Source organism: Tardiphaga sp., assembly GCF_041424195.1.
Classification (GTDB): domain Bacteria; phylum Pseudomonadota; class Alphaproteobacteria; order Rhizobiales; family Xanthobacteraceae; genus Tardiphaga.
In genome coordinates, this window is sequence record NZ_JBGMOE010000075.1 from 41,738 (window position 1) to 64,331 (window position 22,594).

General features: G+C 63.2%; 19 protein-coding genes. 12 read left to right on the forward strand and 7 right to left on the reverse strand.

Features of this window, described 5'->3' with window-relative positions; all coding sequences use genetic code 11:
* Positions 1–7: 7 nt before the first annotated feature.
* From ACEK02_RS12095 to ACEK02_RS12105, 3 genes are all read right to left on the reverse strand, one after another.
* Positions 8–1,162, reverse strand: a complete 1,155-nt coding sequence (locus ACEK02_RS12095; RefSeq protein WP_371421952.1) for an HlyD family secretion protein — start codon at positions 1,160–1,162, stop codon at positions 8–10.
* Complete coding sequence (locus ACEK02_RS12100) at positions 1,155–1,634, reverse strand: MarR family winged helix-turn-helix transcriptional regulator (protein ID WP_371421953.1); 480 nt, start codon at positions 1,632–1,634, stop codon at positions 1,155–1,157. Before ACEK02_RS12100 ends, ACEK02_RS12095 begins: the two co-directional genes overlap by 8 nt.
* A 178-nt stretch (positions 1,635–1,812) precedes the next feature.
* Positions 1,813–2,658, reverse strand: a complete 846-nt coding sequence (locus tag ACEK02_RS12105) for an outer membrane protein (protein ID WP_371421954.1) — start codon at positions 2,656–2,658, stop codon at positions 1,813–1,815.
* A 487-nt stretch (positions 2,659–3,145) separates the two neighbouring features.
* On the opposite strand from ACEK02_RS12105, the gene ACEK02_RS12110 reads away from it, so the two are divergent.
* The 4 genes from ACEK02_RS12110 to ispG all read left to right on the forward strand — a co-directional run bounded on the left by ACEK02_RS12110 (position 3,146) and on the right by ispG (position 6,842).
* Positions 3,146–3,910, forward strand: coding sequence for an AraC family transcriptional regulator (locus tag ACEK02_RS12110; RefSeq protein WP_371421955.1), 765 nt, complete (start codon positions 3,146–3,148; stop codon positions 3,908–3,910).
* Between the two features lie 157 nt (positions 3,911–4,067).
* The gene (locus tag ACEK02_RS12115) at positions 4,068–4,553 is read left to right on the forward strand and encodes a Fur family transcriptional regulator (RefSeq protein WP_371421996.1); all 486 of its coding nucleotides are present in this window, start codon (positions 4,068–4,070) and stop codon (positions 4,551–4,553) included.
* 41 nt (positions 4,554–4,594) lie between these two features.
* A complete protein-coding gene (locus tag ACEK02_RS12120) occupies positions 4,595–5,509 on the forward strand; it encodes a DMT family transporter (RefSeq protein WP_371421956.1) in 915 nt (304 codons plus the stop codon).
* 49 nt (positions 5,510–5,558) lie between these two features.
* Positions 5,559–6,842, forward strand: a complete 1,284-nt coding sequence (gene ispG / locus ACEK02_RS12125) for a flavodoxin-dependent (E)-4-hydroxy-3-methylbut-2-enyl-diphosphate synthase (protein WP_371421957.1) — start codon at positions 5,559–5,561, stop codon at positions 6,840–6,842.
* A gap of 671 nt (positions 6,843–7,513) precedes the next feature.
* On the opposite strand, the gene ACEK02_RS12130 is transcribed toward ispG, so the two are convergent.
* The 3 genes from ACEK02_RS12130 to ACEK02_RS12140 form a co-directional block, all read right to left on the reverse strand.
* Positions 7,514–9,118 carry a Na+/H+ antiporter gene (locus ACEK02_RS12130; RefSeq protein ID WP_371421958.1) on the reverse strand — a complete coding sequence of 535 codons (1,605 nt, stop codon included), beginning with the start codon at positions 9,116–9,118 and terminating at the stop codon, positions 7,514–7,516.
* A gap of 218 nt (positions 9,119–9,336) precedes the next feature.
* Positions 9,337–10,035, reverse strand: coding sequence for a DUF1345 domain-containing protein (locus ACEK02_RS12135; protein ID WP_371421959.1), 699 nt, complete (start codon positions 10,033–10,035; stop codon positions 9,337–9,339).
* A 13-nt stretch (positions 10,036–10,048) separates the two neighbouring features.
* Positions 10,049–10,975 carry a polyprenyl synthetase family protein gene (locus ACEK02_RS12140; RefSeq protein WP_371421960.1) on the reverse strand — a complete coding sequence of 309 codons (927 nt, stop codon included), beginning with the start codon at positions 10,973–10,975 and terminating at the stop codon, positions 10,049–10,051.
* A 168-nt stretch (positions 10,976–11,143) separates the two neighbouring features.
* On the opposite strand from ACEK02_RS12140, the gene mtgA reads away from it, so the two are divergent.
* From mtgA to ACEK02_RS12155, 3 genes are all read left to right on the forward strand, one after another.
* Positions 11,144–11,806: a monofunctional biosynthetic peptidoglycan transglycosylase gene (gene mtgA, locus ACEK02_RS12145; RefSeq protein ID WP_371421961.1), complete on the forward strand. Its 663-nt coding sequence runs from the start codon at positions 11,144–11,146 to the stop codon at positions 11,804–11,806.
* A gap of 219 nt (positions 11,807–12,025) precedes the next feature.
* Positions 12,026–12,211, forward strand: a complete 186-nt coding sequence (rpmF, locus tag ACEK02_RS12150; RefSeq protein ID WP_068732923.1) for a 50S ribosomal protein L32 — start codon at positions 12,026–12,028, stop codon at positions 12,209–12,211.
* 274 nt (positions 12,212–12,485) lie between these two features.
* The gene (locus ACEK02_RS12155; protein WP_371421962.1) at positions 12,486–13,136 is read left to right on the forward strand and encodes a hypothetical protein; all 651 of its coding nucleotides are present in this window, start codon (positions 12,486–12,488) and stop codon (positions 13,134–13,136) included.
* A 3-nt stretch (positions 13,137–13,139) separates the two neighbouring features.
* Here ACEK02_RS12155 and ACEK02_RS12160 read toward each other — a convergent pair whose 3' ends face one another.
* Positions 13,140–13,466: a hypothetical protein gene (locus ACEK02_RS12160; protein WP_371421963.1), complete on the reverse strand. Its 327-nt coding sequence runs from the start codon at positions 13,464–13,466 to the stop codon at positions 13,140–13,142.
* A gap of 206 nt (positions 13,467–13,672) precedes the next feature.
* Between ACEK02_RS12160 and ACEK02_RS12165 the strand changes: the two genes are divergently transcribed.
* From ACEK02_RS12165 to ACEK02_RS12185, 5 genes are all read left to right on the forward strand, one after another.
* A complete protein-coding gene (locus tag ACEK02_RS12165; protein ID WP_371421964.1) occupies positions 13,673–15,409 on the forward strand; it encodes an EAL domain-containing protein in 1,737 nt (578 codons plus the stop codon).
* A 183-nt stretch (positions 15,410–15,592) separates the two neighbouring features.
* Positions 15,593–15,958: a DUF1304 domain-containing protein gene (locus ACEK02_RS12170; RefSeq protein WP_371421965.1), complete on the forward strand. Its 366-nt coding sequence runs from the start codon at positions 15,593–15,595 to the stop codon at positions 15,956–15,958.
* Positions 15,959–16,283: 325 nt separating this feature from the next.
* Complete coding sequence (locus tag ACEK02_RS12175) at positions 16,284–18,278, forward strand: methyl-accepting chemotaxis protein (RefSeq protein ID WP_371421966.1); 1,995 nt, start codon at positions 16,284–16,286, stop codon at positions 18,276–18,278.
* Between the two features lie 433 nt (positions 18,279–18,711).
* A complete protein-coding gene (locus ACEK02_RS12180) occupies positions 18,712–19,914 on the forward strand; it encodes an ABC transporter substrate-binding protein (protein ID WP_371421997.1) in 1,203 nt (400 codons plus the stop codon).
* Positions 19,915–20,281: 367 nt separating this feature from the next.
* On the forward strand, positions 20,282–22,555 hold the full coding sequence (locus ACEK02_RS12185) for a transglycosylase domain-containing protein (RefSeq protein WP_371421967.1): 2,274 nt from the start codon (positions 20,282–20,284) through the stop codon (positions 22,553–22,555).
* Positions 22,556–22,594: the final 39 nt, after the last annotated feature.

Consider the following 22,594-nt stretch of genomic DNA (forward strand, 5'->3'; position numbering starts at 1 on the left):
CATGGGATCAGTCCTGAGCAGCCTTGGCCGATGACAGCCCGAGCAGGCCGGCCAGCGAGCGATGATGCTTGGTATCGATTGTCGTGTAAGTGCTCATACCGGCTTTGAGCCGCTTCACGAACGGATCGTTGTAATCGAGATAGATCCGCACCGGGACACGTTGCACGACCTTGACGAAATTGCCGGTGGCGTTTTGCGGCGGCAGGATCGCGAATTGTGCACCGGTGCCGGGGCTCAGCGAACCGACAGTGCCCTTGAAGGCATGGTTCGGGAACGCATCGACATCGATTTCCACGGTCTGGCCGACGGCGATGTAAGTGAAATCGGATTCCTTCAGATTGGCATCGACCCACGGCCGGTTATCGTCGATCACCGTGAGGATCGGCGTGCCGGCCATCGCGAAGCGGCCGAGCTGGATGTTATCGACCTGCGTCGCGACACCGGAGATCGGCGCCTTCAGCACGGTGTGGTCGAGGTTGCGCTGCGCCTGATCGAGCGCCGACTGCGCCTGCGCGTAAGGCGGGAACTGGGCCAGCGGCAGGTCGGGATTGCCGAGCAACTGGTTCATCGAGGTCGCGAGCTGCTGCCTCAGGAGTTCCAGCTGTGCTTTCGCGGTCACCGCCGCTGTCGCCGCGTTGTCCAGATCGAGCTGCGAGCCGAAGTTGCTCTTGACCAGCGTCGACTTGCGTTCGACGTCGCGCTGCTTGAAGTCGACGCCCTGCTGCGCCAGATCCTGCATCTGGCCGTAGATCTTTACGTTGCTGACGAGATTATCGTAGGTGGTCTTGGCTTGGGCCAGCTTGGCCTTGGCGTCGTCGAGCGCCAGGCGGAACGGCACCGGATCGATCTCGAACAGCACGTCGCCTTCCTTGACGTGTTGGCCTTCGCGCACCACGACCTTGTCGACCTTGCCGGAGATGTCCGGCGTGATCAGCACCTTCTGCGCCCCGACATAGGCATCGTCAGTGCCGACATAGCGACCGCCCGACAGATAGAAGGCGACGCCGCCAACAAGAGCGATGGTCGGCACCACCACCAGCAGCAGCGGCCGCCGATAGCGCTTCAGAAAACCTTTCACACCCTGACGCTGCGTCGTCGCAGCGCCGCCGGATGGGCCGTCGGGCGCATCCTTGTCGGGAAATTTCAGCACGGGCTCAGCCATAGACGTGTTCCTTGGTCTTGACGGCTGCAGGCGAGAGCGCAGCGCGGATGTTGGATTTGATGGTTTCGAGATAATCGACGAGTTGATGGGTTTCCTGCTCGCTCATGCGATCGAGCGCGACCTGCATCAGTTCGTTCCTGAGAACGGCGAGCTTGCCCATCAGCGGTCGCGCAGCCTCGGTGAGATAGAGCCGCTTGATCCGCCGGTCCGCGTCGTCGCTGCGCCGCTCGAGCAGGCCGCTGTCGCAGAGCTTGTCGATCAGCCGCGTCAGGCTGATCGGCGCCATCTCCATGGCGTCGGCGAGGTCGGCCTGTTTCTGCCCTTCATTGCGCTCGACCTTTGCCAGCACCGCCCATTGGGCGCGGGTCATGCCGAGATGCCGCGCTTCCTTGTCGGCCAGTTGCCGCAACATGCGCTGCGTTTCGAACAGGGCCGACAGGAAATCGATTCCGGTACCCACGGATGGGGACATTGAGGCACTCCATTAGCGTAGCTTATTGTAAGCAAGCTTATGAATAACACATCGGAGATAAAGACGGCGCTGCCCTGCGATGGCGACATGGCTGGATCTTCCAGGCATCCGCAGCGCGCAGCACAGCAAAAAGCCCGGCGCGAGGCCGGGCTTGGAAAATGTAAGGTACTGAATAGGATCAGTATTTGGCGAGGACGGCGGGGCTGAACGCGTAATTGATGCCGGCGCGGAAGACATGGTCGTGGAAGCCGACCGAGGTCTGGCTGGCTGTGCCCCCGAAATAGGTCGCCGAGCCCAGATCGAGATACAGATATTCGAGCTTGGCCGACCAGTTGGTGCCGAACTTCTTTTCCAGGCCGGCGCCCAGGGTCCAGCCGACGCGGGTCTGCGATTCCGACAGCAGCGTTCCGGGAATGGTTACGGCGGCGCCGGCGGGTGTCGTGCCTTGCGATCCCGGCCCGAACAACTGACCGGTCACGGTCGTCTGCGTCGAATACTTGACCTCGCCGACAGCGAGACCGCCGGTGCCGTAAAGCAGCAGGTCCGGCGTTGCCAGCAGACCTACCCGCCCGCGGAAGGTCGCAAACCACGGGAAGCTCCACGAGCTGGTAGCCGATGTCTGCGTCAGCAGATTGAAGTCGCCGCCCAGCACCGTCGTCCGCAGCGAACTTACCGGCGACGTGGCGCTGCCGCGTTCACCGGTCCCCTGGATATCGGCTTCGAGACCGACGACCCATGTGCGGTCGAGCTGCCAGTTGTAGCCGATCTGGCCGCCACCGAGGCCACCATTGACGTCCTGCTTGACCGGCGACGCAAAGGCTGTGCCCGGCAGGAAGGTGGCGTCGCCCTTGCCCCAGCTGTAGCCGCCATTGAGGCCGACATAGAAGCCGGTCCAGTTGATGCCGGGATCCACCAGAACCGGCGCCTTGGCATATATGCGGGGCGACAGATCGGCGGCGCCCGCTGTGGACGAAAGCGCCATGACGGCGAGGCCTGCAGCGGCCAATACGGTGCGTCTCACCATCAGTCTCCCCAAAAACAGATCAACGAAGGCAGGCCGAAGGCTCTGCTTCGATGATGTGTAGTTGAATGAGACATCAGCGACTTGGAACGGACGCGACGCGACAGGACTGGGCGCGACTGGCACCGCAATTCATTCTACTTGTTGCGTTCAGGCAACATGGCATATCGCGAACTATCAAAAGAGAAACCGCCCAAAGACGCAGTAACCACGATGAATATGAACACGATCCGCATTGGCGCGACCAAGATATAGTTCAATGCTTGCAGGACGGATCCTCGTGACTTCAAGGCCCGGTCCCGAAGCGCCCGATTCGTTAATCGAGGCCGTTTCCGAAAATCTGCCGACGGCGCAGCTCCAATTCGGGCGCCTGACGTTCAACGTCGAATCTTCTCTTCCGACGGACACTCCGGTTTCGACCGAAATTGCGCTGTGCAGATTGCCGGATGCTATCGTTTTTATCGGCAGGGGATTTCCGGCGAGCACTGGCATGCTGGATGCTGCGACTGCGTTATCGCCGGACAATGTCGTCTTTGCAGTCGTTCTGAAAGGTAGTGCGCGCGCATCGCAGCATGGCCGCGAGGAGATCATCGAGCAGGACCATGCGATCTTGATGACAACCAGGGACCCCGGTCGGCATACGTCATCTCGTGAGACGCAGCATCTGATCGTTCAGATCGAGCGGGCTGCGCTGTCGATCAAGGTACCGCATCTCAACACCTGGCTCATGCGACCTCTCCGCCTGGAGATTCAGACCTTGCGGCTACTAATGGCGCATTGTCAGGCAGCGATCGACCTCGACGGATCCGCGCCCACTGATCTTCAGCACCATGTCGCGGCCGATCTGTGTAGCCTGATCGCACTTCTGACAATCGGCAGGGAAAACCACCCCGAGACATCGCGACCTTCGAGCACCCGCATGCTGCGCTTGCAGGCGATCCAGGCAGCGATCGAAGCAGGACTCGGAAGTCACGACCTCTCAGCCGAGACGCTGGCGGCGACTGAGAGGATATCGCCGGACTATGTCCGCAAGCTGTTTCGCGAACACGGCCTGAGCCTGTCGGAATATCTGCTCGAGAGGCGTTTGGCGCTTGCTCATGCACGGCTACTCGACCCGCTTCGGGCCAATGAGCGAATCGGGAAGATCGCCGACGAGGCCGGCTTCAGCGATTTGTCGTATTTCAACCGGACGTTCCGGCGCCGATATGCCACCTCACCATCGGATCTGCGCCGCGAGCGCAAAAATGCGACCTGATCTGGCACGGTCTGCCCGTTCAACCTTTGCAATCGCCCGGCTGTCCCCCATCTGGAGTGAAGGTTCGTTATTTGGCTGCGCTGGATTTGGTGCAAGACTGGAGTTCAACGCCAAAAAGACGGGCACAATCACACCTAACGGGTTAAGCTCCCTCCAAATGGCAGTTCCGAAACCAACTTTCCCGGCTCCTGGCCACGATCACGACCGCTGTACTGCGGATGCGATGCATCATGCCGAGAATGTCTGCGCGGCCCGGTCGCAAAAGCTGACCCCGATCCGCCGGCAGGTGCTTGAAGCGCTGCTCGCCAGCCACCGGCCGCTTGGGGCCTATGAGATCATCGACGAGCTCGCCAGAACCATTTCGCGTCCGGCACCCATCACCGTGTATCGCGCGCTCGATTTTCTGATGGAGAACAGCCTCGTTCACCGAATCGAGAGCCGCAACGCCTTCCTCGCCTGCGCGCACGACCACGGCACAGCCTCGATGGTCGCATTCCTGATCTGCGACCAATGCGGGTCAGTCGGCGAAGTGCCCGCGACGAAGATCGCGCAGAGCCTGAACGATGCCGCACGTACGACTGGCTTCGTCCCGAAACTGTCTGTTGTCGAAATCACCGGAACCTGCGCTCACTGTCAGGCCTGAAGATCCCATAACAACACGGCGACAAGCCGGCCCGAGGCTTCATGTCTGCAGAAACCATCATCAGCCCATCCGGCGGACGCGCACTCACCGCCGGGGCCATCGCCCTTGTGCTGATGCTGTGCCTGACCTGGGGCTTCAACCAGATCGCCATCAAACTGGTGCTGCACGATATCCCACCCTACACGCAGGCGATGCTGCGCTCGGCCGGTGCTCTGCTCGTCATCCTGACCATCGCGCGGGTGCGCGGCGTCAAGCTGTTCGAGCGCGACGGGACGCTGAAAGCGGGCCTGTTTGCCGGCGTGCTGTTCGGCGTCGAATTCGTGCTGATCTTTCACGGGCTGCAATTCACCACCGCGAGCCGCGCCGCGGTTTTCCTCTATACGATGCCGTTCTTCGTGGCCTTCGGCTCCTATCAGTTCCTCGGCGAACGCCTGCGCCCGGTGCAATGGGCCGGGCTGGCCGTAAGCTTCGCCGGCGTCGCCGTGGCCATCGGCGTGCCGCAACCCGATGTCACAACCGACGTGCTGATCGGGGATCTGATGATCGTCGCCGGTGCCGGCCTATGGGCAGCGACCACGCTGGTGGTCAAGATGACCCCCCTCCTTTACGTCCCGCCTGAGAAGGCATTGGGTTACCAGGTCGGGCTTTCGGTCCCGATTCTGGGCCTGGCTGCACTGCTGGCGGGCGAAACCGTGACCCGGGTTCCCGGCCCGCTGGCGCTGTCCCTGCTCTCTTTTCAGGCCTTTTGGGTGGTGGGATTCACGTTTTTGCTGTGGTTCGGGCTAATCAAGACCTATTCGGCCAGCAAATTGTCGGCTTTTACCTTCATCACCCCTTTGTTTGGCGTCGCGGCGGGCTATCTCATCATGGGCGACCATCTGACTCCCGCCTTTGGCGTCGCCGCGCTATTGGTCATCGCGGGACTATTTCTCGTTAACCGACCGGCCAAGGCCTAGGCCACTGATCCATTGCTGGATGTCATCTAAATCTGATATTCGAGACCCCATGAACAAGATTGAAATTCCGTCTGATATCGCCGGTCCGGCGCCCCGGCACCTCACCACTCAGGTCATGGTCGGTAATGTCGCCGTTGGCGGCGGCGCGCCGATCGTCGTGCAGTCGATGACCAACACCGACACCGCCGACATCCAGGGCACCATCGAGCAGGTCGCAGCGCTGTCGCGCGCGGGCTCGGAAATGGTCCGCATCACTGTCGACCGCGACGAAGCCGCAGCCGCCGTTCCGCACATCCGCGAAGCGCTCGACAAGCAGGGCATCACCACGCCGCTGATCGGCGACTTCCACTATATCGGCCACAAGCTGCTTGCTGAATTCCCGGCCTGCGCCGCGGCGCTCGACAAATACCGCATCAATCCCGGCAATGTCGGCTTCAAGAACAAGCGAGACTCGCAGTTCGCCGACATCATCGAGATCGCCAACAAGAACAACAAGGCCGTCCGCATCGGCGCGAACTGGGGGTCGCTCGATCAGGAACTGCTGACCAAGCTGATGGACGAGAACGCGCTGTCTGCCAATCCGAAGGATGTTCGCGCGGTGACGCGCGAAGCCATGGTGCAGTCGGCGTTGCTGTCGGCCGCCCGCGCGCAAGAACTCGGCATGCCGAAGAACAAGATGATCCTCTCCGCCAAGGTCTCGGCGGTGCAGGACCTCATCGCTGTGTACCAGACGCTGGCCTCGCGCTCCGACTATGCGATCCATCTCGGTCTGACCGAAGCCGGCATGGGCTCGAAGGGCATCGTCGCGTCCTCGGCCGCGCTCGGCATCCTGCTGCAGCAGGGCATCGGCGACACCATCCGCATTTCGCTCACCCCGGAGCCCGGCGGCGACCGCACGCTGGAAGTTCAGGTCGCGCAAGAACTGCTGCAGACCATGGGCTTCCGCACCTTCGTGCCGCTGGTCGCAGCGTGCCCCGGTTGCGGCCGCACCACCTCGACCACGTTCCAGGAACTGGCGCGCTCGATCCAGGACTTCATCCGCGACTCGATGCCAGGCTGGAAGACGCAGTATCCTGGTGTCGAGAACCTCAACGTTGCGGTCATGGGTTGCATCGTCAACGGCCCCGGCGAATCCAAGCACGCCAATATCGGCATCTCGCTGCCCGGCACCGGCGAAAGCCCGGCCGCGCCGGTGTTCGTCGACGGCGAGAAATTCCGTACCCTGCGCGGCCCGAGCATTGCGGCTGACTTCAAGGCGCTGGTGATCGACTATATCGACCAGCGCTACGGCGCCAACGCCAAGGCGCCGGAAGTCGTGAGCGCGGCGGAGTAAGCTGCGTACGTCATCCGTTTAGAAATCAGCCGGCGAGCGGATCATCCGCCGCCGGCTTTTTCGTGCCGTGTGACGGGGCTTCAGGATCGATATTTTGGGACGACATCATTTCAAGTGTCACGCCGATATTTTCAATCTATAGTTTATATACTCGACAATGCATCTCAGGGGCGAATAGTGATCGAGGGCGTCCGTCTTTCTGCAGCGCTGTTCGCGGCGGTCATCGCCGCGTCGTTCGCCGTAGTGTCATCGGCTCCTTGCAACGCGCAACCCTTTGGCCTGCCGGGCCGAGTGACGCGAGATAGTTCCGGCCCGCCTCCACAAGCGCCTACTGTGATAGCTCCGGTTCCCACAACGCAAAGCCGAAGCAATGTCGATACCTGGGGGCGTCGATTCGCCTCCCAGGTCCGTCGGTGCTGGCGGCAGCCCTTCAACTACGATCGGGAACCGGTACGGGCGATTTTCGAGATCAAACTCACAAGGGCCGGGCAGCTCGACGGAGCGCCGAAGTTATTGCGCCCGGCGCGGACGGACTACGAAAAGAGATATCACGCTAGCGGACTCGCGGCGATCATCGCCTGTCAGCCTTACGATCTCCCGCAAGACCACTACAACGAATGGCGACATTTCGAGCCGATCTTTCAAGACAGGTTTCAGTAGACACAGTCGCGCTACAACGGGATTCGCCGAAACTCGCGATTACTCAGCCCCGCTTCTTCCAGATCCAGGTCACGCTCGATCCGCCGCCTGCTTTCGTCGGTAATCTTGCCGTCGCGCAGCTGCGCGTGGATGAATTTGCGCTCGGACTTGATCAGTTCGCGCACCAGATCGATCCCCACCGCCGAGACGTCGACGTCGGGATCGAGTTCGCCCGGCAACTGGTTCGAGCGGCTTTCATGGCGTGCACGGAGCAGCTTCACGACCTCGTCGGATAGTTCGCGGTCGTCGGTCATGGCGTCGAGCTGTGCCAGTGCCGTAGCCAGCGCCTCGCGGCGCGTGGCGAGTTCAGCTTCATGTTCGGCGATATATTCCTCGCGGCCGATCCTGGTGACGCCGAGCCATTTCACCACGATGGGCAGGCACAGGCCAAAGCCGACCAGCGTAATGAGAATGATGTTGAAGGAGACGAACAGGATCAGGTCCCGCGCCGGGAAGGCCTCGTTCGAGACCATCGTGAATGGCAGCGCCAGCGCAGCGGCCAGCGACACCGCACCACGCACACCCGTAAAGGCGACCACGAAGGTCCATTGCCAGTTCGGCGCCGGATCGCACTTGCGTAGATCCGCGCTCAGCCAGCGCGGCACGTAGATCGCAGCATAGACCCAGACGAAACGCGCGACGATGATGACGGCGGAGACCAGCACCGTGGCCCACACGATCTCCGCGAAGGGAAAGGCCTTCGATTTCTCGATCAGCGCCCGCATCTGGAAGCCGGTCAGCAGGAACAGCAGGCCCTCGACCAGATAGATCACCAAATCCCAGAAGAAGATGCCCTGCAGACGCGTCGCCGCCGAGATCAGCAGCGGGCCGTTCCAGGAGATGTAAAGACCGCAGGCCACAGTAGCGATGATGCCGGAGCCGCCGAAATGTTCGGGGATCAGATAGGCGACATAGGGCGTCAGCAGCGATAGCGTGATTTCGACCTGCGGATCGCGCGCGCGATGACGCATGCGCAGGCTGATCCAGCCGATGGCAAGGCCGAAGACCAATTCGCAGGCGAGGATGGCGACGAAGGTGCCGGCCGCCTTCGGCAGCGAGAATGCCCCGGTGGTGATCGCCACCACCGCAAAGCGATACAGGATCAGCGTCGTGGCATCATTGGCGAGGCCCTCGCCTTCCAGCACGACCAGCATCCGGCGCGGCAGGCCGATTTTTCGCGCAATCGCCAGCGGCGCCACCACATCCGGCGGCGCGACGATGGCACCGAGCAGGAAGCCGACGGACCATGGCAGGCCGATGAGCATGTGCGTGGCGGTGGCAACAAGACACGCCGTGAAGATCACGCAGCCCACCGCCAGCAGCGTGATGATGCGCAGATTGGCGCGAAACTCGCGCCAGCTCATGGCAACGGAGGCCGAATAGATCAGCGGCGGCAGCACGCCGAGCAACACCACATCCGGCGGCAGTTCGATCGATGGCATGCCCGGCACGAAGGCCAGCGCAATGCCGGCCAGCAGCAGCAGGATCGCCGGGGCGATGCTGATGCGCTTCGCCAGCCACGCCGTGCCTGCGAGGGCCGCGATCAGGGCCAGGAAAATTTGAAACTTGGCTTCCACGCGCTTTCCTTCCTTCCCTCTCCCCCCGCGCGAAGCGGAGCTTCGCCAGGTGGGCGAGGGTGGATCGACCGCTCTAGCGAAGCTTTGCTTCGCACGGGCGGTAGAGACGGGTGAGGGGTAGCCACAAGCACCGCGCTTCGAGACTACCCCTCACCCGTCGCGGACTTCGTCCGTGCCACCTTCTCCCACGGGGGGAGAAGGGAAAGAAAGTCCAAAAGTTAAATCGCGCTTGCCGCGATATTGACCATCAGCGCCACCAGCGCGGTGTTGAAGATGAAGGAGACGATGCCATGGGCCGTAGCCGTGCGGCGGATGGTCTTCACGGTGATGCCGACGTCTGACACCTGCGCGGTCATGCCAATGACGAAGGAGAAATACACGAAGTCCCAATAATCCGGCTGTTCCTTCGTGTCGTCATCGCCAGACGGAAATGCCAGCCCGCCGGGTTTGGCTCCGCGATAGAATTGATGGGCATAGTGCAGCGAGAAGGTCGTGTGCACAGCGGCCCAGGACGAGGCGATGGTGACGATCGCCAGCATCAATTCCCAGGCCGTGCGATGGCCTTCGCCGAGTTCGAACACGATGGCCGCGATGCTGGCAAAGGCACCCAAGGCTGCCACCAGCAGGATGATGAAGCTGCCATCGTCCTGCAAGGCGGCGTTGCGGCGAATGTGCTTCTGGCTGCCACTACGCAGCATCATGCCGTAGACCAGCACGAGATAGAACGCGATGAACACGTCCCAGCCGATGAGCAGGCGCGTCACCAGCCGCAGCGAGGATGGCAACAAGAAGAACGCAACGACGCCGATCAGAAGCGCCAGAAACGTGCGCGGGCGGCCGTAAACGACACGGATCGGCGCCGGCATCTTGCGAAAACGGACAAGGAGCTCGTCGAGATCCTTGCCCGCCTCCGACATGATCAGGTCTTCCTTAGTTCTTGCGCTCGGCCACGAAGCGCGCGGCGGCACGCAGCACGTCACCCTTGCTGCCGAAGATCGACAGCGAAGCATCGGCCGTTGCGATGAGATCGGCGACGCGCTTCTTGGCACCATCGACGCCGAGCTGGGTGACGAATGTGGTCTTGTTGAGCGCGGCATCGGCACCTGCGGGCTTGCCGAGCGTCGCCGCATCAGCTTCGACGTCGAGCAGGTCGTCGGCGATCTGGAAGGCTTCGCCGAGCGCGCGGCCGTAATCGTCGAGCGCCTTGTATTCCTTTGGCGTGGCCTGGCCGAGCAGCGCGCCGGCGATGACGCCGTAACGCAGCAGCGCGCCGGTCTTCATCTGCTGGACGCGGGCAACATCCACCGGCCCCTTGTCGCCGAAGCGGCCTTCGCCGGCGAGATCGAGCATCTGGCCACCGACCATGCCGCCCAAGCCGGCACAGCGCGCGAGCGCGCGGGTCAGCAGCAAACGCACCGTCGCATCGGAATGGATTTCATCGCGGGTGACGATGTCGAAGGCCAACGTCAGCAGCGCATCGCCGGCGAGGATTGCGGTGGCGTCGTCGGTCGCCTTGTGCAGGGTCGGACGGCCGCGGCGCAGGTCGCTGTTGTCCATGGCCGGCAGGTCATCATGGATCAGCGAATAACAGTGAATGCATTCGAGGGCGGCGCCGACCAGCAGCGCCTGCTCGCGATGCACGCCGAATACCGCAGCGCTCTCCACCACCAGGAACGGGCGCAGGCGCTTGCCGCCACCGAGCGAGGAGTAACGCATCGCATCCATCAGCCGCTTCGGCCGGGCGATCTCGTCGGGCAGCACGCCATCGCCGAGCACACGGGTCAGCACGGCTTCGGTATCGTCCGCGGTCTGGTCCAGGCGCGAGGCGAAATCTTTGGTGGAAGCACCGGTCGACATTAAGAATAGCTCCAGAACAATTTGGCCGGACAATCCTCTATGGCAAAGGCCACGTCAATTGCGCCTGCGACGTCCCGCCGCGATTGGTCGCGGCAAGCTTAACCGGCTTGAAAAGAGCGGGGAAACCTCGCTTTATCAGCGGCATAGCTCCGACCGGGAACGCTCCTCTTGCGCCTCATCCGCCGCCTCATCCTGATCGGAATCCTGCTTCTCGCGCTGCCCTATCTGCTGACGCCGCTTTATGCCGTGGGCCAGCCGATTTCGGCGCTGATGGCGTGGCGCTGGATCACCGGTTCCCCCGTGGAGCGAAGCTGGGTCGATCTCAAGGCCATGTCGCCGGCCCTGCCGCGCAGCGTGGTGGCGTCCGAAGACGCCAAATTCTGCAGCCACCGCGGCATCGACTGGAACTCCCTGCAAAACGCCATCGAGGACGCCCAGGACGGTGAAGTCTCCGGCGGCGGGTCCACCATCACCCAGCAGGTTGCGAAAAACCTTTTCCTGTGGAACGGCCGCAGCGTGATCCGCAAGGGCCTCGAAATTCCACTGGCGATGTGGGTCGATTTGGTCCTGTCCAAGCAGCGGATCCTGGAAATCTACCTGAATATCGCCGAAATGGGCCCATCCGGGCAGTTTGGCGCCCAGGCCGGGGCCGAATATGCCTTCAAACGGCCGGCCTCGAGCCTGTCGGCCCGGGAAGCCGCGCTTTTGGCAGCCATTTTGCCAAATCCGGTCACCCGGAGCGCCCGGACGCCGGGCCCCGGGGTGCGGCGGCTGGCGGGAACCTATATGGCAAGGGCGCAGGCGGCGGAGCTGCAGAGGTGCTGGAACTAGGCTGTCATTCCCGGTCCCTGCCAGTCGGCTCCGCCGCCGGTCTTGTCCCGGAATGACGGGCTTCGGGGCAAAATTCCCGCGGCTGCGCCCTAGCCATCGCGTCGTCATTCCGTTATAAGCCCGGCCTTATCAGCGATTTTGCCCGCGCGTTCTGTGCTGGCCGCCTGTCACCGGGCGCCGATCGAAACCATCTGCCAAGAACCTGCAAGGACTTTTCCTATGGCCGTTCCGAGAAGAAAAACATCGCCGTCGCGGCGTGGCATGCGTCGTTCGGCTGACGCGCTCAAGACCCCGACCTATGTCGAGGACAAGGACTCCGGCGAACTGCGCCGCCCGCACCACCTCGACCTGAAGACCGGCATGTACAAGGGTCGCCAGGTTCTGAAGGTGAAGAAAGAATCCTGACCACTGGATGGAGGGCTGCGTCACGTCAGGTGGCGCCGCCCTCGCTCGTCCATGTAAGGTCCGGGTCAAGCGGGTCGAAGCGCCAGCGGGCAAGTCGAGAAAGCTGTTCAGACAATAATTCTGAACTGGTCTTCCGCCCGAATTCGCTCCAACTCTGGAGCTAATGCGTTGTCCCGGTGATGCCTTCGCGTCACCTCGGTGATGTCGTCACCTTGGTGATGTCCTGCATCACCTACATGCGTTCTGGTTCTCTCGCTCGCAAAGAAGGCCTTCGATGGCGTCGATCGGTTTCCCGCTGCTGCTGATTCCGGTGGCGATCTGCAACATCATCGCCTTCCTGATGCCCGACCTCGCGCTGTCGGGTCCGATCCCCCTCTTTCCGATCACGCTGATGTCCAAGGACATCTGGATGGTGACGCTCAACGACCTGCTCGTTGCGCTCAGCATCCTGTTGCTGTGGCTGGAAGTGATGCGCGCCGCACGCCCGGCGCCGAAATATTTCACCGACCATTTCCTCTCGCTGCTCGTGTTCGGCGCTGCCGCCGCCGAGTTCGTGATGCTGCCGAAATTCGGCAATGCGACCTTCTTCCTGATCACACTGACGGCGATGGTGGATTTCCTCGCCGGCATCTCGCTGCGCGCCCGCCGTCCGCGTCGCGTCGCCGCTCCGGTCTATGCACCCGAGCCGGTACCGCGTTATGAGCCAGCGCCAGTCGCTCCGACGCCTCCGCCCGCGCCCGCTCAGGCCGCAGCGCCCGTCGCCGCACCCGTGCTGACCGATCGTCCGGAGCCAAAGGTCGAGAAGGTCGAACGGATCGAACCGAAACTGGAATCGACCCCGATCCCGCCGGAAGTCGTGGCGCATACATCGCCGGATTTGCAGCCCGGTGGCATCGCCTCGCCTGACGACAAGCCGAAGAGCTAGGTTTCAGATCACCCGCTGCGTGCGGTTGATCACCGATCCCGCAACATTCGTCATCGCCACCGCCCGATAGGCCGCCTCGACATCGGCGACAGCTGCACGACGCAGCTCGCGGGTCTGCGGTGCCTGATCGGCAGTCGCAATCAGATGTGCAATGAAGGATGCGTCGGGCCGCGCCACGCGCGACGACACTGGCGCACTATGTTGGACCGGCTCGGTCCGCGTCAGCGCGACGGCCTCCACGATGGCCGGATCTTTCTCGACCACGAAATCGCCGGCGCGCCGCATCGGATGCGGCGTCGTGACGTAGGCTCGGGTCGCGGAAATTGACATCGTTAACAGCACTCACGTCTCAATTCGGGACGAGGGTTGCCCCTCCACCCTCTGCGTCGCAAGGGTCGTGCCGCGGCTCTCCACAACTGAGATCAGGGCCTGATCAGGTCTGCGAAGGCCTGCCGGGCTACACTTTCTTAAGTCTTTAGGAACTTTGACTAACGATTGTGACGATCTGAGCCGTATTGTCGGGGGCGAATCACCCGATGGCGTCCCAAAACGAGGCGACTTTGACATCCGCTGTTTCCCAGAGCGCCGCAGGCGCCTCCGAGCCGCAGGCAGCAGAGATTCTGGCCGCACTTGGTCAGGCCGCCTTCATCTGGGACATCGCCAGCGACCGGATCGCCTGGACCGGCCAGGCCGCCGCCATCTTCACCGACATTCCCCCTGCGACCATCGCCAGCGGCGCCGGGCTCGCGACACTGATCGAGCCGCAGCGCGGCATTCGCACCGAGGCACTGGCCCGGGCGCTGGCATCCGGCGGCGGCACTTACCGGATCGAATACGGACTGCGCGCCTCGACCACCGCCGCCGTGCTGTGGATCGAAGAGAGCGGCAGTTGCCACGCCGATGCCGCGGGCAAGGCGGAGCGTGTCGAAGGCGTCGTCCGCATCAACAGCGAACGCCATGCCCGCGACGAACAACTGCTGAAACTGGCCCAGCACGATCCCGTCACCGGCGAACTCAATCGCGCGCATCTTCTGGCATCTCTCGCCGAAGCCATCGAGGAGGCAACGCGCTTTCGCTCATCCTTTGCCTTTATGCTGATCGGCATCGACCATCTGGCGCGCATCAACGACGCCTTCGGCTTCGATATCGCCGACGAGGTCATCGCCGAGATTGCCAAGCGGATTCGCACGCGGCTGCGCGGCGGCGACGTGATGGGCCGCTTCTCCGGCAACAAGTTCGGCCTGATCCTGAAGAACTGCACCGTCGACGATGCCACGATTGCCGCCGAGCGCTTCCTGGCGGGCATTCGCGATGAGGTGATCCCGACCCAGTCGGGCCCGGTCTCGGCGACCGCCACCATCGGCGCAGTCAACGTTCCGCGTTATGCGCAGAACGTCAACGAAGCCGTCAACCGCGCGCAGGAAACCCTGGACGGCGCCAAGCGCCGCCGCCATGGCAGCTTTGCCCTGTGGCGGCCGAATGTGGAGCGCGATGCGCAGCGCCGCGTCAATATCCGCGTCACCGACGAGATCGTCACCGCGCTGAACGAGCGCCGTATCGTCACGGCCTTTGAGCCCGTGATGCATGCCGACAGCCGCACCCCTGCTTTCTATGAAGCGCTGGTGCGCATGAAGCAGGATGACGGGCAATTGCTGTTGGCGCCGGATATCGTGCCGGTGGCCGAGAAACTGGGGCTGATCCGGCTGGTGGATCACCGTGTGCTCGAACTCGTCGTCGCCGAGCTCGCCGCCGCACCGGACGTGCAACTCTCGCTGAACATCTCGCCCGACACCACGATGGATCCGGACTGGTGGACCTCCATCGAATCGATGATGGCGGCGCACCCCGGCGTCGCGCAGCGGCTGATCGTCGAGATCACCGAGACCGTAGCCATCCGGGATCTCGACGACGTCCGCGGCTTCGTCACGCGGCTGAAGAATTTCGGCAGCCGGATCGCCATCGACGATTTCGGCGCCGGCTACACGTCTTTCCGCAACCTGCGCAAACTCGGCGTGGACATCGTCAAGATCGACGGCGCCTTCGTGCAGAACATCGCGCATTCCGCCGACGACCGCGCCTTCGTGCAGACCCTGATCGATCTGTGCCACCGGCTCGGCATCAAGACCGTCGCCGAATGGGTACAGGACGAGGAGTCCGGCCTGATGCTGCGCGACTGGGGCTGCGACTACATCCAGGGCCGCCTCACCGGCCTCGCGTCCCCCGCGCGTCCGTGGCTCGACAAGACGCCGGTGGCGAAGCCGGCGATGGGGTGACCTTTCTTACCTCGCCCCGCTTGCGGGGAGAGGTCGACTTTCACATGCGTAGCATGTGGAAGGCGGGTGAGGGGAAGCCTGAGAGCAAAACTCTGACTCCCCCTCACCCGTCGCGACGAGCTACGCTCGTCACGCCACCCTCTCCCCGCAAGCGGGAAGAGGGAATGAACACGGGGGGCTCTCATGAACTTCATCGGCAATCTTCTCACCGCACTGGTCGCTGTGCTGCACGTCTATTTTCTCGTGCTGGAAATGTTTCTCTGGCAGAAGCCGCAGGGGCTGAAGACGTTCAAGAACACGCCGGAGAAGGCCGAGATCACCGCTGTGCTCGCCGCCAATCAGGGCCTCTATAACGGCTTCCTCGCCGCCGGGCTGATCTGGGGCCTGCTTCATCCAGCACCCGCCTTCGCCTTCCAGATCAAGGCGTTCTTCTTGCTGTGCGTGATCGTCGCCGGTGTTTACGGCGCAGCGACGGTGAGCAAGCGCATTCTGTATGTGCAGGCCGCGCCGGCGGCATTGGCGCTGATCGTGTTGTGGCTGGCGACGTGATTCACCCATTCATTTGTCGTCCCGGCGAAAACCGGGATGACAATGAGAATTACGCCTCACGATTGTTTTGCTGACTAAGCCAACCAAATTCGGCAGCATCTTTTCATAAAAACGTCGCCATCGCTGCTGCGTCATCGTGCTGACATCTCATATGCGCGTTGCGCTGCGCATGCTGGATCCATTGTGACATGCACATGTCAGAGTCGGCGCGACTCTCGTAACCATCTTGCGCGCGTTTTGTAAAAGCGATGCAGAGCTGAGATATCTAGACAGTCGTTAGGTGCACCGCGCAGCGCGGTCACGGCATCAACGAGGATCAGCTCTCTTGTTCAAGCTCTCTTTGCGCGCTCCCGCGATCCGACGCTATTTTCCGCGCATCAGATTTGGCCTGCGTATCCAGATCGCATTGATCGGCATCATGGCTGTCGTGCTCACCGGCACGATCTGTCTCATCGGTCTCGCCTATGAAGCGGACGCGCAGCGCCAATCGGATGAAACCGTCAAGCTGCGCCAGCATGTGGTGGGCCTGGCTGCGAACTATCTGGAAGCCGGACAGGTCGCCAATGAATTTCTGCGCAAGCATGACGAGAAGCTGATCGCTGCCCATGGCGAGATCATCACAACAGCGCTGGCGAATCTGTCGGATATCGACGCCATCGTCGACAAGCGCCCCGAGGGCGATGCGCTGAAACAGGGCTCGGCACTGCGCGCAGGCCTCAATGTCTATCAGACCCGTTTCAACAACATCGCCTCGATCCAGAAATCGCTGGGACTCAACGAGACGCTGGGCCTGCAGGGCAGGCTCCGCGCTGCGGTTCACGACGTCGAAACGCGGCTGGCGCAGTTCGACCAGGTCCGCCTGGCCAATCTGATGCTGATGATGCGGCGGCATGAGAAGGACTTCATGCTGCGCGGCGAGGAAAAATATGGCGACCAGTTCGACAAGAGGCGCGACGAATTTTCCGACGCGCTGAAGGCCGCGGAACTGCCCGACGCGGTGCGCGACGAGCTCGCCGCACTGATGAAGGCCTATGGCGAGAGTTTCCTGGCCTATTCGGTGACGCAGACCACGCTGAATGACGAAGTGGCCGACTTCGCCACAGTGTTTCAGCGCAACCGGCCGACACTGGATGGCCTCGTGGCGGCGGCCCAGGCCGAATACGCTGCCGCCGAGGCGCGCGCCTTGCAGACGCGGCGGATACTGGCCTGGACCATCGCACTGGCCACAATCCTGATCGGCCTCGCCGCGGTCTATTTCGGTCAGCGCATCGCACGCGCGATCGCCGATATGACGCAGGCGATGCAGACGCTGGCATCGGGCGATTTCGCCGTTGTGCTGCCGGGCCTCGGCCGCGCCGACGAGATCGGCGACATGGCACAGGCAGTCGAGACCTTCAAACAGCGCGCGCAGCAGAAGGCGGCGGATGAGCTCGACGCCAAGCTTCGCGAGGAGCAGCGCGCCGCCGAAGCGCGCAAGGCCGACATGAACAGGCTCGCCGGGGATTTCGAAAGTGCGGTCGGCCGCATCGTCGAAACGGTGTCGTCCGCCTCGGCCGAACTGGAGACGGCAGCGGGCACGCTGACCTCGACCGCCGCGCGGTCACAGCAACTGACCGAGGTGGTCGCCGCGGCATCCGATGAAGCCTCCGCCAATGTGCAGTCGGTGGCCTCCGCCACCGAACAGATGTCGTCATCGGTCAACGAGATCGGCCGCCAGGTGCAGGCCTCGGCGCAGATTGCCGGCGAGGCCGTCGCACAGGCCGAGACGACCAACCGCCAGATCGGCGAGTTGCTGAGCGCGGCTGACAAGATCGGCGAGGTGGTCCAGCTCATCAGCACCATTGCGCGGCAGACCAACCTGCTGGCGCTCAACGCCACCATCGAGGCGGCGCGCGCCGGCACCGCCGGACGCGGCTTCTCCGTGGTCGCCGCCGAGGTCAAGGCACTGGCCGAACAGACGGCGAGCGCCACCGGCGAGATCGGCCAGCAGGTATCAGGCATTCAGCAGGCGACGAAGAACTCGGTGGCGGCGATCAAGGGCATCGGCAGCACTATCGGCCGGATGTCCGAGATCGCCTCGACCATCGCCGCAGCCGTCGAGCAACAGGGCGCCGCCACGGCGGAGATCGCCCGCAATGTGCAGCGCGCCGCGCAAGGCACTTCCGATGTCAGCGCCAATATCGCCGACGTCAAACGCGGCGCCAGCGACACCGGTCTCGCCTCGTCCCATGTGTTCTCCGCCGCCCGCTCGCTGTCCGGCGACAGCGCCCGGCTGAAGGCGGATGTGGCGAGCTTCCTGGCGTCGGTCCGCAGCGCGTGAGGGTGGGCTGCGCAGGCTTCAGCAAAGCGACGCAGCTCCCCCACAAACGCCGCGGCGCTCCTTCTCCCCGCTTGTGGGGAGAAGGGTGGGATGAGGGGCATGGCACGCGACCGGCGACAAACACGCGCCCTCGGATCGCACTGATCGTCCGAACCGCGCCTACCGAATTGGAATCAACATCGGCGCTCCGCCCCTCACCCGCCGCGAAGAAGCGGCGACCTCTCCCCTAGCGAAGCGTCGCTTCGCCGGAAGCTGGAGAGGTTAGGGAAAGTGCCCATCTCCTTGCCTTGCCAACCTCAAATCCTTGCCTCACACTCCCCGGTAACGATGGCGCCCGCACGGGAACGACCGTCGAAGACATATCATCAGGGAAGGCAACGACATGAGAGCTTCGCTTCTTCATCGCTTCGCCACGACGACCAGATTTGTCGGAATGGCGGCGATTGCGCTGACAGCCACATCGGCCGCGATCAATCCGGCAGCCGCGCAGAAGAAATACGATCCCGGCGCCACCGACACCGAAATCAAGATCGGCCAGACCGTGCCGTTCTCGGGCCCGGCCTCGGCCTATTCCTCGATCGCCAAGACGCAGCTCGCTTATTTCAAGATGATCAACGAGCAGGGCGGCATCAATGGCCGCAAGATCAATCTGATCCAGTATGACGATGCCTATTCGCCGCCGAAGGCCGTCGAGCAAGTGCGCAAGCTGGTGGAGAGCGACGAGGTGCTGCTGACCTTCCAGATCATCGGCACGCCGTCCAATGCCGGCGTGCAGAAATATCTCAACCAGAAGCAGGTGCCGCAGCTGTTCGCCGCCACCGGCGCCAGCCGCTTCACCGATCCGAAGAACTTCCCCTGGACCATGGGTTACAATCCCAACTACCAGAGCGAAGGCCGGATCTACGCCAAATACATCCTGAAGAACCATCCCAACGCCAAGATCGCCATCCTGTGGCAGAACGACGACCTCGGCCGCGACTATCTCACCGGCATGAAGGCCGGCCTCGGCGACAAGGCCGCGTCGATGATCGTCTCGGATGCGTCCTATGAGCTCACCGACCCGACCATCGACTCGCAGATCGTCAAGCTGAAGTCCTCCGGCGCCGACCTGCTATTCAACGCCTCGACGCCGAAATTCGCCGCGCAGGCGATCAAGAAGGTCGCCGATCTCGGCTGGAAGCCCACCCATATCGTCGACATCAATGCCACGTCGGTGGGCGCGGTGCTGGTGCCCGCCGGGCTCGATAATTCCAAGGGCCTGATCTCGACCAACTACGGCAAGGACCCGCTGGACCCGCAGTGGAAGGACGATGCCGGCATGAAGCGCTATTTCACCTTCATGGAGAAATACTATCCCGAGGGCGACAAGAACTCGAACTTCAACACCTATGGCTACGGCAATGCGCAGCTGATGGTGGAAGTGCTCAAGCGCTGCGGCGACGACCTCACCCGCGCCAATGTGATGAAGCAGGCGTCGTCGCTGTCCAACATCTCGAGCGACATCCTCCTGCCCGGCATGAGCGTCTCCACCTCCCCCACTGACTACCGCGTCAACAAGCAGCTGCAGATGCAGCGCTTCAACGGCGAGCGCTGGGAGCTGTTCGGCCCGATCATCGAGGACGATGCCGCAGGTTAGACTCCACACGACAAAGCCACGCGCAGTGTCACCTGCGCGTGGCTTTCAACCCGGTTGCCAGCAACCCTAACTCCGTCATGCACGGCCAAAGCGCGAAGCGCCGCTTCGCTAGAAGTGCCGGGCATTCAGGCCTTACCGATCCCGGATCGGCAACGCTCGTCACGCGATACGACCCGTGAAGGTCGCGTCTATGTCGCGCATCGTGCACGGCCCCTCACCCGAACCTTCGCTGCGCGAAGCTTCGCTTCGCCCGGACGCGGGGAGAGGTGAGAATGGAACCGCGTTTCCCTTGCGTTAACTTCTGCGTAACGGCGCCTTAAACCGCGCCCGCTAGGCTCCGCGGCATCGGGTGACGTGGTGTTTGCGTATGGCGTGGGGCAAGAAAAAGAGCGGGCGCAAGGAGCCGACCTTCGGGATCGGCGCCGCGTTGTCCGATCTTCGCCTCACGGCAGATGATCGCGTGCCCGGCGGCGGCGACGATCGGCCGAAGAAGACGCCCAAACAGGCGCCGAAGCGCGAATCCAATAGTGGTGGCGGCGACAAGCCGCGCAAATCCCGGACATCCAGCAAGGCGCGCAGCTCGGGCGGCATCGCGCGCGGCATCAAGCGGCTGGTCTACTGGGGCGCGGTGCTCGGATTGTGGGCGGCGATCGCCATTGTCGGCGTCGTGATCTATGTGGGCGCGCATCTGCCGCCGATCCAATCTTTGGAAATTCCCAAGCGCCCGCCGACGATCCAGATCGTCGGCATGGACGGCACGGTGCTGGCGACGCGCGGCGAACAGGCCGGCGCCAATGTGTCGCTGAAGGATCTGCCGCCCTATCTGCCGAAGGCCTTCATCGCCATCGAGGACCGGCGGTTCTATTCGCATTACGGCGTCGACCCGATCGGCATCGCGCGCGCCGCGGCGGCCAACCTGATGCATCGCGGCGTGTCGCAGGGCGGCTCGACGCTGACGCAGCAGCTCGCCAAGAACCTGTTCCTGACGCAGGAGCGCACCATGGCGCGCAAGCTGCAGGAAGTGGAGCTGGCGTTCTGGCTGGAGCGCAAGCATTCCAAGGCCGAGATCCTCGAACTCTATCTCAACCGCGTCTATTTCGGCTCCGGCGCTTACGGCGTGGAAGCGGCGGCGCAGAAATATTTCGGCAAGCCGGCGAAGAACGTCACCGTGGCGGAAGCGGCGATGCTGGCGGGGCTCGTGAAGTCGCCGTCGCGCCTTGCGCCGAACCGCAATCCGGAAGGCGCGGAAGCGCGCGCCAAAGTGGTGCTGGCGGCGATGCAGGACGCCGAGTTCATTACGGCTGCGCAGGCCAAGGGCGCGACCGGCGTGCCGCAATACAACGTCAAACCGGTGGGCGCCGGCACGGTGAATTATGTCGCCGACTGGATCGGCGAAGTGCTGGACGATCTCGTCGGCCAGGTCGACGAGAGCATCATTGTCGAGACCACCATCGATCCGAAGCTGCAGAGCGTCGCCGAAGCCGCGATCATTGATGAGCTTGCGGCCAAGAGCGTGAAGTTCAATGTGACGCAGGGCGCGCTGGTGGCGATGACGCCGGACGGTTCGGTGCGCGCCATGGTCGGCGGCCGGAACTATTCGGAGAGCCAGTTCAACCGCGCGGTGACCGCCAAGCGCCAGCCGGGCTCGAGCTTCAAGCCGTTCGTCTATCTCACCGCCATCGAGGCGGGGCTGACGCCGGAGACGATCCGCACCGACGCGCCCATCGATATCAAGGGCTGGAAGCCCGAGAACTACACTCACGAATATTTCGGCTCGGTGACCCTGACCCAGGCGCTGGCGATGTCGCTGAACACGGTGGCTGTGCGGCTCGGCATCGAGGTCGGCCCGGCCAGCGTGGTGCGCACCGCGCATCGCATGGGGATCGCCTCGAAGCTGGAAGCCAATGCCTCGATCGCGCTCGGCACGTCCGAAGTGTCGATGACCGAACTGGTCGGTGCCTATGCGCCCTTCGCCAATGGCGGCCTCGGCGTGTCGCCCCATGTGGTGACACGGATCCGCACGGTGGAAGGCAAGAAGACGCTGTATACGCGCCCGGCCGAGACCGCGAGCCAGGTGATCGACGGCCGCGCCGTGGCGATGATGAACACGATGATGCAGCAGACCATTTTGTCCGGCAGCGCCAAGAAGGCCGAATTGCCGGGCTGGCAGGCCGCGGGCAAGACCGGCACCAGCCAGGATTTCCGCGACGCCTGGTTCATCGGCTACACGTCGCAGCTCGTCACCGGCGTCTGGCTCGGCAATGACGACAATTCGCCGACCAAGAAGGCGACCGGCGGCGGCCTGCCCGTGGAGATCTGGTCGCGCTTCATGAAAACGGCGCATCAGGGCCTGCAGCCGCAGCCGGTGCCGGGTCTGGCGCCGTCGAACTCGTTCAGCACCAATCCGATTGGCCAGGCCCTGTCGAGCCTGCTGCCCGGATCGACCGCACCGTCGCCCTCAGCGCCACCGGAACGCGGCTATGTACCGAGCGCACCGGTCTATAACGGCTATCGCCCGCAGCCGCCGGCGCCGACCCAGACCGCCTATCCCGCCGCGCGTCAGCAGCCGCAGCAGAATGTGCGGCCGGAAGCCGCGAGCGGACTCGATGGCTGGCTGACGGAGCGGTTGTTCGGGAGATAGTGAGCGAGTGTCCCGGACACGCGATGCGCAGCATCGCGG